The 14,101-nt window shown below is 50.8% G+C and carries 1 protein-coding gene (cut by a window edge); it reads right to left on the bottom strand.

Going from position 1 to position 14,101, the window contains the following annotated elements; genetic code table 11:
- Positions 1-14,101: the 5' portion of a non-ribosomal peptide synthase/polyketide synthase gene (locus tag KAI37_RS11475; RefSeq protein WP_220031290.1), read on the bottom strand. Its footprint begins 28,112 nt before the window's first position; 14,101 of the gene's 42,213 nt are visible here — the first part of the coding sequence; it begins with the start codon at positions 14,099-14,101; the stop codon falls past the left edge of the window.

The raw sequence follows: 14,101 nt of genomic DNA, 5'->3' as shown, positions 1-14,101 counted from the left end.
CTGCATTCATCAGACTATGGAACAGCATTCCCTTTTGCATGGGCGTTAACGGATACACATTTTCCAGTTCCCCAACCGTCTTGGTCTGCTCCTTAATCGTATCTAATTGCTCCAGGGTCAGACCTTTTAGCAATACATCACTTGGAGTCAATTCGGTCCGCTCCTGTGTGACACAATGCTCGATCATTTCAAGCAGGTTGGATTTTAACAGATTAGCCAGCATGTGGACTGTGTCCTTACGGAAGGCTTTGCCGTTATACCGAATGTCCAGTTCCAGGACACCGTTCGTTACGATTCCGCTCACATCCAGAGCATATTTCATCTTCGTCCGGTCACTAACGACCGATCCAATCGAGTAAGGAGACCTACGCATATCGCTGTTTTGCAAGTCCTGATCAAACTGACCGAGGTAATTGAAGCTCACTTGTGGCTCGGCAAAAGCTTGATAACCAACCGCTTGGCCGGATTCACTCAAATATCTCCAGATTCCGTAGCCCAATCCTTTATTCGGAATATGACGCAGGCTCTCTTTGACCTGTTTGATGCGTCCCGACAAAGCGTGATCACGACCGATGTCTAGCAATACCGGATATTGACTCGTAAACCAGCCTACCGTACGAGAAATGTCCGTATCCGGCAAAATGTCCTCACGTCCGTGTCCCTCCAGATTGATCAGGCTGCGTTCATGGCCGGTCCATGTGTACAGCATCATGCCCAAAGCAGTCAGGAGCAGATCGTTCACTTCCGTGTTATATGCACGGTGCGCTTGCTTCAACAGCCGTTCGGTCTCTTCTTCCGTAAGCTGGACGACCACTGTATCCGTGTCAGCCAAGGTAAAGGGCTCAGCCTGCGCTTGATCCTCAGGCAAACGTACTTGGTCAGCCCAAGCGGCTGTGTTCCATTGCTCCCAATAGGCGTGTTCACTGTCCATGGCTGGGCTATTCGCATATGCGGAGAGTCTTTGTGACCAGGAACGGAAGGAATCCGTTTTGTCCGGTAGCTGAAGCACTTCCTGATGAACGGCCTGTTCATAGGCAGTAGCCAAATCCTCAAACAAAATACGCCAGGATACCCCGTCCACCACCAAATGGTGAATCACCATCAGCAGATGATCCCCATCGGCACAGTGGAACAAACCAGCCTTTAACAGTGGTCCTTCTTGAAGCTGGATACTGCTTTGAATTTCGGTAGCTTTCGCCTCAATTGCCGCGCTGAGCATGGCTTCATCCGTCAAATTGCTAAAGTCCAGCACGTCCAGGTGATACAGCTCGCCTTCCTGTATTCCGCGGTTCCATGCTTTATAGCCTTGCTCGGTCTTGCTGAACACCATCCGCAGAGCATCATGATGCTCTGTTAATTTGCCAAGCGCCTGACGCAAAGCAGCTTCGTCAAACCCCTGCTCCCGGTGCAGCATAACGGCCTGATTAAAGTGATGCGCATCCACTTGCTCCTGTGCAAAGAACCCGTGCTGGATCGGAAGCAACGCCGTTTCTCCGCTCACTTCTCCCTGTTCTACCATACGACTGACCTCGTGCATATGCGGTGCCAGGGTTGCAACGATGGGATAGCGGAACAAATCCTTCATGTCCAGCTTGTAGCCTGCCTGGAACGCACGGGACACGATTTGAATCGCCTTGATCGAATCGCCACCCAGGTCAAAGAAATTGTCCAACATTCCGACGGTTGGCACGCCCAGGACGGATTGCCAGACCGCTACGAGTGCCCGTTCCGGTGCAGTGCGCGGCTCTACATAATCCGCTCCGCTTTGCAGGCTGCCTTCCGGTGCCGGCAGGGACTTGCGGTCGGTTTTACCGTTTGGTGTCAGCGGCATCTGCTCCAACTGAATGAAATACGACGGCATCATATAGCTTGGCAGCTCCCGCCCCAGCTCATGTCTCAGTTCACCGGCTCCAAGCTCTTGACTCGCGACGTAGTACGCCACGAGCTGTGTTTGGCCCGTTTCGTCCCCACGGGCCATGATGACCGCTTCTTGTACCGACTCCACCTGCAACAACTGCGATTCGATCTCGCCCAGTTCGATCCGGTAGCCCCGAATTTTCACCTGATGGTCCATCCGCCCCAAATATTCAATGTTGCCGTCCGGCGTCCATCTCGCCAAGTCGCCTGTATGGTACATCCGCTCATGGCCTGCCTTGCCATCAGCAAACGGATTATTTACAAATTTCTCGGCCGTCAGTTCTTCGCGTTTCCAATACCCACGAGCCAAGCCTTCCCCTGCAATACATAACTCACCCGGTACACCAACGGGCTGCAATTCTCCACTCGCATTTAGGATATAGATTTGCGTATTCGCAATAGGACGTCCGATATTAATGTCCTCAGCATAAGTCAGTTCCTGTACGGCCGACCACACCGTCGTTTCTGTAGGGCCGTACATGTTATAAATGCGCGGACCTTTTATGGCTTGCAGTGCTGTGAGCAGCTTGGACGGAAGGGCTTCACCCCCGACCATAATGACCCTTACGTTTTGCAGCGCACGCGAACCTACTTCATGACCCAGCAGCATTTGCAACCGGGATGGGGTCATTTGCAGCATCTCAATAGATTGTTGAGTAATCAACTCACCCAGTGCCTGCGGGTTCACCTGCTGCTGGCGGTCGCCCAGCACAACCGTCATTCCACCCAGCAGCGGCAGGATGGTTTCCAACACGAAAATATCAAATGAAATGGTCGTGAGTGACAACATCGTTTGGCTCGCTTCAAAGTCAATGGCTTGGTGCATCCCGGTTATAAAGTTGAGGACCGAGCGATGCTGAAGCATAACTCCTTTCGGATTTCCCGTCGAACCTGAGGTATAGATGACGTAAGCCAAATGCTCTGGGCGGGCAATCGTCTCCAGGTTGCTGCTTTCTCCCTGATACATTGCGGCATCCTCAAGAAACAGGGTATTGGCATGGCAATGGTGCTCTTCTGCCAGCTCACGACGGGTCAGAAGCACTGCGGCCTCGCTATCTTCCAGCATGTATTCAATACGAGAGGACGGAAATTCGGGATCGATCGGCACATAAGCACCACCTGCTTTTAGAACGGCCAGCAGACCTACGATCATTTCCACGGAGCGCTGCACCATCAGACCGACCAGTTTGTCAGGTCCTACTCCCTGGGCTTGAAGCATTCGGGCCAATGAATTCGCACGTTCATTCAGTTCCCGATAAGTCAGACTCTGATTTCCAAACACCAATGCCACCTGATCTGGCGTACACTCCACCTGATCCTCGAACAGCTGATGGATCGTCTGTTTGGACGGAAATGCACAAGCAGTGTCATTAAATGCTGCTGTAATCTGTTGCTTTTCCGCTACTGTGACCAATTCCAACTCTTCAACCCGAACATTTGGGTTGAGCGAAATTTGCTCCAAGAGACGGGTAAAATGTCCATACAGACGCTCAATGCCTTTCCGATCAAAGCAGAGCGTATTATACATAAACCGAACCTTAATACCTTCTCCCGGCATAACAGCTACGTTCAGATCGTAGTTGGTTTGCTCTGTAGCCACCACATTCGAAATCGTGAATGGTTCCTGTCCTTTACCTCCCAGCTGCTCTACCTGTTGCTCCACCGGATAATTTTCAAATATCATAATATGATTGATTAAATCCTGCTTCTGCTCGGTGAGTGCTTGAATTTCATACAGCGGGAAGGCATCATAGGCATTGGAAGCCAGCGCTTGCTGCTGTGTTCGTTTCATCAGCTCGTTAAAGGCTTCGCCCTCTTCTGACTGCACGCGCACTGGAATCGTATTAATGAATAGCCCGATCATGTGCTCCACACCTGGAATATCCCCTGGACGACCGGACACAACGCTGCCGAACACGACATCCGAACTGTTATTATATTTTTGCAACAGAACGCCCCATACTGTCTGAATCAGCGTATTGACCGTCACCTGATTTTGCTTCGCCACCCGCTCGATCTGAGCCACCAGCTCTGGCTGGAAGTCACATTCCATATCTTCAGCGACATATTCCCCGGCTTGTATGGATTTAGGCTGTGTTTTTTGCTGTGGAAGCGTAATTTGCTGCTCATAATCAGCCAGATACCTGCTCCAGTATTGCAGGGACGCCTCACGATCCTGACGCTCCAACCATTCAATAAAACGACTGAACGGCGTGACAGGCTCCAGTACTGGCTCCTCACCCGCACGAAGTGCCAGATAGCTGCCAAATACCTCCTGTGTCATAAAGGACAAGCACCAGCCATCCATCAAAATGTGATGGAAGCTCCAAACAAAGTGGTACGTTTCATCCCCAGTTTGCAGAATGGAGACACGAATGAGTGCATCCTCTGCGAGATTGAATCCTTTCGCTTTATCCTCGATGGCAAAAGCTTCAACACGAGCTTCTCGTTCCTCTTTTTCTAGTCCGCGCAAGTCTTCATAATATAATTGTCCGCTACGGTTGCGGAAGACGACCTGTACAGGCTCATCCTTCCATGAACTGATAAAGTTCGTCCGCAATGCCTCATGACGTTGTACGAGCAGGTCAAAGCTTTTGCCGAAAGCAACCACATCAAAGCGACCGTTCAACTCAAAGGTGGCCTGTTCAAAATAAGCTGCCGAATTTTCATCCATCAGACTGAAGAAGAGCATGCCCTTTTGCATCGGTGTCAAGGCATACACATTTTCCAGTTCACCCAGATCTCGCGTATCCTTCACCAATTGCTCCAGCTCATCCAGCGTTACATGGTTTAACAGGACATCACTTGGGGTCAACACCGTTCTTTCTTGGGCGACACAATGATGAATCACCTCACGCAAGCCGGATGCCAGTAGTTCTCCAAGCCGTGCAATCGTTTCATGCCGGAATTGTGTGGTACCGTAGCGAATCGTGAAAATCAGTTCGCCATCCTCGATGACTCCATTGATATCCAGCGCAAAATCCATAGCCGCATTCGTGCTGACAGGCACACCGATGGAATAGGAGGAAGGCTCCAGATCATTGCCTTTATAATCCTGATCGAATTGGCCCAAATAGTTAAAACTGATCTCAGGCTGCGCCTTTAACTGCACGTCTGCTTTCTCCAGAACATTCGTATCCGACAGGTATCGTAAAATACCATAGCCGATGCCTTTTTGCGGAATATGACGCAGCCCTTCCTTGACCCGTTTGATCAGACGAGCGGTATTTCCTCCCTGTCCCAGACTTCCATCCAGAACAACCGGGAACTGGCTCGTAAACCAGCCGACTGTCCGCGTAATATCTACATTCGGTACAATGGCTTCCCGTCCATGGCCTTCCAGGTTGACCAGCACTCGTTCGGAACCAGACCAGTCATAGACGGCTTTTCCGAGCGCAGCCAGCAACAGATCATTCATTTCCGTGTTGTATGCGCGATGAGCTTGTTTGAGCAGCTGCTCGGTTTCCTGCTTCGTCCAGCGGACCGTCACAACCTCACTGTCCCCAAGCAGTGCATTGTCATTCGCAAAATCCTTCGGCAAAGGCTTCGCAAGACTGGCTTCTGCTTGTTCGATATGCTGCCAGTATGCGAGCTCCCGCCCTATCGTCGCACGATTCGCGTAGGCTGACAGCTGTTTAGCCCATGCCTGGAACGAATCTGTTTTATGCGGCAGTCGAATAGCTGTGCCTGTTTTACCTGCAACGGCCTGCTCATAACCCGATGCCAGGTCCTCCAGCAAAATACGCCACGATACACCGTCCACGACCAAATGATGAATGACGATTAGCAAATGATCGCCCTCAGCGCAATGGAACAGACCGAGCTTCACAAGTGGACCCTCGCTCAAGTGAATGCTTGCTTGAATTTCACTCGCCTTGGCTTCTACAGCGGTGGATTCGTCTTCAACTCTGCTAAAATCTACGATGTCCAGCGTGTATAGCTCACCTTCCACCACACTGCGGTTCCAAGCGGCATAGCCTTGCTCCGTCTCACGGAATACAGTGCGCAATGCGTCATGATGCTGGACAATACGTTCCATCGTACGGCGCAGCGCGTCGACATCAAAGCGCCCAGCTCGATACAGCATCATCGCCTGGTTGCTGTGGTGCAGATCAACCGGCTGCTGCTCGAAGAACCACCGTTGAATGGGTGTCAGATCTACCTTACCTACTGCCTCTTCCTGGCTGGCAATCTTGCCATCTGTACGAAGCAAAGGACTGAGTGACGCTACCGTCGGATTGCTAAACAAATCCTTCATGTCCAGTCGATACCCTGCTTGCAGCAATCGGGATGATACTTGCAATGCTTTGATCGAATCGCCGCCCAGTTCAAAGAAGTTATCCTGCGTGCCTACCGTTTCGGCACCCAGCACCCCGGCCCATACTGAAGCTAAAACCTGTTCCACCGTGGTACGCGGTGCCACATAGGCTGCGCCGGTATGGATGCTTCCTTCCGGTTCCGGCAAGGCCTTGCGGTCGATTTTTCCATTGCTAGTCAGCGGGATCGTCTCCAGTCGCATCAAGCGTGCAGGTACCATGTGCGCTGGCAGCCCTGCTTCCAGCTCGGCCTGTACCTCCTCGATCCGCAGCTCGGTTTCTCCTGTGATGTACCCGCACAAGTACTTGTGTCCACGCTCATCCGTCCGGTCGATGACTACCGCTTGACGCACACCCGGCACCCGCTGGATTGCCGTTTCAATCTCGCCCAGCTCGATCCGGTAGCCCCGGATTTTCACTTGATAGTCCATCCGGCCGATAAAGTCCACATTGCCGTCTGGCATCCACCGCGCGAGGTCACCTGTGCGGTACAATCGTTCACCGGCTACATACGGGTTCGCTACGAACTTCTCGGCCGTCAGGTCCGCACGATTCAGGTATCCCCGTGCTACCCCGGCTCCGCCAATGCACAGCTCGCCCAGCACACCGATCGGCACCGGATTCAGCTGGCTGTCCACGATGTAGAAGCGTGCGTTCAGCCACGCCTGACCAATCGGTACACTGCCGCTGCTTGGCAGCTTCGACAGTTCTTCGTCGTAGAAGCTGGAGTCGATTGCCGCTTCCGTGACGCCGTAGCTGTTCATAATGCGAATATCCGCACCAAATCGTTCTTGCAGCACCCGGTAATCCGTCACGCTGCAGCTATCCGAGCTGGTAATCAGCAATTCCAGACTGCTCATGTCCAGTCCCTGTTCATGCACATGCTGCATAAACGGTACAATCAAGGCCGGAGTTGATTCGAACACCGTAATCTGATAATCACGAATCCAGCCATACAGGCGGCTTGGATCAATCCGGTCGTCCTTCGGACAGATAACCATCGTTCCGCCGTTATAAAGCGTCCGCGCAATATCGCCGACGAACACGTCGAAGGAGAAGCTTGCCAGTTGTAGCAGCCGTACCGGGAACTGGTTCAGACGGTAATCCCGGCGGTAGGCCGCAGCCGTATTCACCAAGCTGCGATGCTCAATCATGACCCCTTTTGGACGTCCCGTTGTACCGGACGTGTAGATCACATACGCCAGATCCTGCGGCTCATTGATATGTTCCACATCCGTGGCATCCCCGGTATACAGCGACTCATCGTCCAGCGCCAGTACGGTGTGCAGACGCAAGTGCGCTGCGGATTCGGATGCTACTTCGCTATCAGACTCCGAATCTGATTTCAAGCTTAATCCCTCATTAAGGCTGTCTCTTTCCATCGTCTCAGCGCCAGCTGCTGTCTCCAACTCGCCCTCAGACTGCCCTCCAGCCAAGGCCTGTCGGCTTTCCTCCAGCCATGCTTGGGCACGCTCCTGCAAACCTGTTTGAGTCAGTAGCACCGTAGCGCCGCTGTCCTCCAGCATAAAGCGGATTCGTTCGGACGGATAATCTGCATCCAGCGGCACGTACGCACCGCCGGCCTTCCACACCGCCAATACGCCGACCAGCATGTCCACCGAACGCTCGCTCAAAATACCAACAATGGATTCGCGCCCAATGCCTTCATTCCGCAATCGGCGGGCAAGCTGGTTCGCACGCTCGTTCAGCTCACGGTATGTAAGCTGCCGCACCTCATATACAACTGCCACGTAATCCGGCACAAGCTGCGCTTGTTCTTCCACATAGGCGTGGAACACCCCTTCTGATTGCTTTTCATCACTCCATGCAGATACGCCCACTGATCCAAAACCGTCGATGATTTTTGCTTTTTCCGAAGCAGTCACCAACTCAAGCTCATCTACCAGCGCATCTGGTCTGTTAATCGCTTCTTCAATAATATGCAGCAAATGCTCGCGGATTTGCTCTATAGCTGTGCGTTCCAATACTCGCGCGTTGTACTCCAAATGGACATGAATTTCATCACCTGGCACAACCGTAATGTTGAAATCATAGTTCGTTTGCTCCGATACGGAAGCATTTGCAATCGTAAAACCATTCTCACCACGGCTACCCATTTGCTCCATACGCTGTTCCACTGGGTAGTTTTCAAACACCATAATATGGTTCACCAGGTCCTGCTTTTGCTCTGTCAGGGCCTGAATTTCATACAACGGATAGGTTTCATAAGCACGGGAAGCCAGTGCCTGCTCCTGTATCTGCTTCATTAACGCAGCAAACGTGATATCTTTCTCACTGTGAATCCGTACAGGAACCGTATTAATGAACAAACCAATCATTTTGTCTATGCCCGGAATATCCGCTGATCTGCCGGATACGACACTGCCAAATACAACATCCCGACTGTTGTTATACCGTTGCAGCACAACGCCCCATGCTGCTTGCAGAAGGGTGTTGACCGTCACTTGCTTTTGCTTAACCAGCTTGTTTATCCGTTCCGTCACTTCGCGGCCCAGTGTAAACGAAAGCTTGTCCGCTTCATATTCTTTCGCGTGACCGTCCAGCTGTTTTGCCTGCGGCAATAACGTCTGCTGCTCGAAACCAGCAAAGTAATCACTCCAGAACCGTTCAGCCTCCACGTTGTCCTGTCGCTCCAGCCATTCAATATATTCGCTGTATGGCGTTATCGGGACAAGCTCCAGCTTGCGGTCTTCGAGGATGGCAAAGTACGTATTAAATGCTTCCCCCACAACCAGGAACAAGCACCAGCCGTCCATCAAAATATGGTGGAAGCTCCACACAAAACGGTACGACTCCTCACCTGTACGCAAAATAGACACCCGCATCAGCTCGCCTGAGCTGAAATTAAAGCCTTCGGCTTTGTCACGCTCAGCAAAATCAGCAATGTATGCGTCCTGCTCTCCTTGTCCCAGTGAACGTACATCTTCAAAACAGAATCCAGCCGCTTTATGGCGGTACACTACCTGTAAAGGCTGCTCATTCCAGCCGCTATAAAAATTCGTTCTGAATATTTGATGGCGATCCACCAGTTGATTTAAGCTTTCAGCAAAAGCCTCCACTTGAAAGCTGCCTTGCAGATCAAATGTCGCCTGCTCAAAGTACGCCCCGGATTTCGGCTCCATTATGCCGTGGAACAGGATACCTTTTTGCATGGGTGTTAACGAATAAATGTTTTCCAGTTCTCCCGCAGCAGCGGTTTGCTCTACAATATGATCCAGCTCTACAGCCGTCAGTCCTTGGAAGGACAAATCGCTTGGCGTCAGCTCTGGCAACTCTTTTTCCACACAGTGAGCCAATACCTCACGCAAGCTCTCCTGAAGCAGATCAGCCAGCTTTTTGATTGACTTTTTCATGAACATTTTGTTGCTATAGCTGATCGTCAACTCCAGCGCACCGTCCGTGATCATGCCGTTGATATCCAAAGCATACCGCTTGGTTAACGTGTCACTAATGGAAGCTCCGATGGAATAAGGAGACATGCGAAAGGCATTATTCTTTAAATCCTGATCGAATTGTCCGAGATAGTTAAAGCTGATTTCCGGCTCGCTGATAAAAGGTGCTTCCCCTTCCCTGTCAGCAAGATATCTCAAAATCCCATATCCAATCCCTTTATGCGGCAAACGGCGCAGTCCTTCTTTGACGTTTTTGACACGCCGTCCCACATTCTGTTCCTCGCCCATATCGAGTACAACCGGGAATTGGCTGGTAAACCAACCGATTGTCCGCGTAATATCCACATCCGGCAAAATGGCTTCCCGTCCGTGCCCCTCAAGATTTACAAGCACCTGACGGATGCCTGCCCACTCCTGAATTGCAGTGCCCAAAGCTGTCAGCAACAGGTCGTTTGCTTCCGTATTGTAGGCACGATGAGCTTGTTTCAAGAATTGTTCCGTTTCTTCTACCGTCCACGCTACTGTCAGTGTCCGATCATCGCGAAGCTGTGGCTTAGCCTGAGATTTACGAGTGTAATCTTTAGGCAAGGATGCCTGACTCTTCCCTGCTTGTTCAATCTGCTCCCAATACGCACGCTCATCCTCCAACGCTCCACTGTTCGCATAAGCGGATAGCTGATCTGCCCACAGACGGAAGGAATCCGTTTTGTTGGGTAAACGGACAGACTCGCCCTGTAAAGCCTGCTCATAACCGGATGCCAAATCCTCTAGCAAAATACGCCAAGACACGCCGTCGACCACAAAATGGTGGATCGCTACCAACAAATGGTCTCCATCGGTGCAACGGAACAGACCCAGCTTCACCAAAGGGCCTTCATCTAGACGGATACTGCTTTGAATTTCGCTGGCTTTGTTCTCCAGCAAATGAGCAAAGTCAGACTCATTTGTAAAATCAACTACTTCGAGGCTGTACAATTCTCCTTCTTGCACGCCACGGTTCCATGCTTCATACCCACCGTCCGCATTTTGGCGGAATACGATGCGCAAAGCATCATGGTGCTCGACAATGCGTTGCAGTGCCTGACGAAGCGCCGTTTCATCCAATCGATCCTCACGATGCAGCATCAGAGCCTGGTTATAGTGTTCAGGATTGGATGGCTGCTGTTCAATGAACCAGTGTTGAATCGGTGTCAATGCCACGTTTCCACTGACTTCTCCTTGATCGGAAACACGGCTCACCCGCTGCACTCGTCCATTCAGCTCTGCAATCGTCGGATACTGGAATAACTCCCTCATTTCCAGCTTGTAACCATTTTGCAGCAGTCTTGAAGACACCTGGATGGCCTTAATCGAGTCGCCCCCCAGATGGAAAAAGTTATCCAGCACACCAATATGCTCAATACCAAGTACAGATTTCCACACGGACACTAGCGTACGTTCTACCTCATTACGTGCCTCTACGTAATCCTCACCGGAATCCACACTTCCTTCTGGTTGCGGCAATGCCCGACGATCCACTTTGCCATTTGGTGTCAACGGCAATTGCTCCAGCTGCACAAAATATGACGGTACCATGTAACCCGGCAATTCTTGGCTCAAGGCGCTTCGCAGCTCACTAGCTGCGATATCCGCAAGGGTGACTACATATGCACAGAGCTGCTTTTGCCCCTGCTCATCCTCACGTGCAATGACGACGGCTTCTTGCACCGCCTGCAGCTTCAGCAGCTGTGCTTCCACCTCGCCCAACTCAATCCGGTAGCCACGGATTTTCACCTGTGCGTCAATCCGTCCTTTGTATTCCAACGTCCCGTCCTCATTCCAGCGCACCAAATCGCCTGTGCGGTAGCAGCGCTCTCCGCTGCGGAACGGGCTGTCTACAAACTTTTCAGCCGTTAAATCCGGACGGTTCCGGTAGCCACGTGCCACCCCGTCACCGCCGACGATCAACTCCCCCCATGCCCCAACAGGCTGAAGCTGCATGGAACGGTCTACGACATACGCTGTGGAGTTGTGAATCGGACGCCCAATCGGCACCGCTTCCAATTGCACGCTGGCAATCGCATGAGTTGTAGAAAAAGTTGTATTTTCTGTCGGCCCATAGCCGTTAATGATCCGCAGGGACGGATGAGCCTCCAGCACCCGGTTAATGTGCGGTACGGACAGCACATCACCACCGACCAGCAGTTCTTGTACCCCCTCAAACAGCTCCAAGTCCTGCTGAGATAACTGGTTAAAGAGCGGCGCAGTCAGCCACATTGTCGTGATACCATGGTTGCGCACGGCTTCCTTGAGCTTTGGAGCGTCCAAAATGACATCCTGACTTACCAGCACGAGCTGTCCACCATTCAATAGCGCACCCCAAATTTCGAAGGTAGACGCGTCAAAGACAACGGCGCCAGTTTGCAAAATGCGTGTATCAGCATCTAATTGCGCATAGTTTGTACTTTTCACCAAACGCACGACATTGCGATGTTCTACCATAACCCCTTTGGGCTGTCCGGTCGTGCCCGAAGTGTACATCAAATAAGCTAGTCGGTTTCCAAATTTACGTTCTTGTTCTCCAGCAGTGCTGTCTATGACAGACGAGGATGATTCATTTAAAATCTCATTTTTCAGATTAGTATAATCGGCATAATCCGCATGATAAGCCTCGTTTTGCTCCCAATGTACGGTATTCAAGCCTTGGTCATTCTCTGCCCCGTACACCTTAGCATCGCTCAGATCCAGTACGATTCCGGTGTATTCCTCCAGTTGCTGTTCTGTATGCTGCACCAGCAGCAACTTCGCCCCCGAATCTTCCAGCAGGTAACGTACACGTTCAGCCGGATAATCTGGGTCAATCGGCACATATGCGCCGCCCGCTTTGAGAATCGCCAACATGCCGACAATCATATCCGTGGAACGCTCAGCAACGATACCTACAGTTTGCTCGGCGGTAACACCGTGTCCGCGCAACGTGTGAGCCAGTCGATTTGCTTTTATATTCAGTTCGCCATAAGTTAAACGGGCATTTCCGAACACAACTGCTGTCTGATTCGGTGTACGTTCAGCCTGTTCCTCAAACAACTCATGAATGCCTGCTTCGTGTGGATATTCCACCGCAGTAGCATTGAATACGTCGACGATTTGCGCCCGTTCTTCCTCACTGATCAGCGACAATTCCTGTATCCGCTTGTGTGGGCCCTGCACCATATGCTCCGCTACACTCAAAAATTGTCGAATAATTCGAGCAATTTCCTGTTCACTAAACAGCTCGGTACGATAATCCAGATACAGCACGAGTCTATCGTCATCCAGCATTTCAACCATGTGAATATCGAAGTCGTTCACCGTATCTCCGCAGAAATCGTTATCTACCTGTTGAATGGCTTCATCAAACCGGGAGAAACTCAATGTACGGTACTGAATAGAAGCACCAAACAGACGCTGAATGTCCAGACTGCTTTGCTGTTCACGCAAATCCTGAATAATTTTGTTGTATGGGTAACGCTGATGCCGCAAAATGGACGCCTGCTCCTTCCCTACACCCTGCAGGAAGGTCAGCAGTTCGGATTCTGGTTCGACCAACAGACGCGTAGCCACGGTGCTGACGAACATACCGATAGTATCCTTTTCCTTCTTAGACGTACGATTGGCATAGAGTGTCCCCACGGTTAAGTCCTGCTCTCCCGTCACTTTATGCAAATAAATATACAGAGCTGCCAGGAAGAACGTAAAAATACTAATTTTATGTTCCTCGCAAAAAGCCGTAACACCACGATACAACTCATGTTCCAGTATAAAGCTCTCCCGGCGTGCAGCTGTGCTCAGTGTTAGTGGGTTATATGATTTCAAACCTGTAGTCTCTGGCAAATCGGCAAACTTTTCTGTCCAGTACGTTTTGTCCTTTTGATAACGGTCTGATTGCTCATAGCTTTGCTCTACCTGGATAAAATCCAGATAGGGATTGCCTTTGGTCGGTGCATCTTGACCTGTACCATGCACAATATCCATATAATGTCCGGTGATTTCATTAATGGCCTGATTCATGGACACACCGTCTGAAATAATATGATGCATTTTAAAATTAAACCATGTTTCTTCTGCTCCGAGCTGCAAGATAACAAATCGGTACAACTGCGAATCCAACAATGAGAATGGCTGTGGATTATAGCGCTTTAACCATTCCTTTGCTTCTTCCGGGGTAACTTGGAGCGTTTCTATACTTTCCGCCGTAAACGGCTCTACATATTGATATGGAATCCCATCCTGAGCAGTGATCTTGATACGGAAAGAATCATTTTGGGCAATCACCCGGTTCATTGCTTGTTGCAAGGCATCTATGCGAACAGTTCCCCTGATTTTTACTGTTGCAATAATTGTTGATGTGTTCCGATTAGGATACAGAAGCTCCGTATACCAAATCCGTTGCTGTGGCTGGCTTAGCGAAAACAATTGAACATCTTGCTGTGTCAT

This window comes from Paenibacillus sp. S25, assembly GCF_019454085.1.
Classification (GTDB): Bacteria; Bacillota; Bacilli; order Paenibacillales; family Paenibacillaceae; genus Paenibacillus; species Paenibacillus polymyxa_B.
This window is presented reverse-complemented; position numbering and strand designations above follow the sequence as displayed.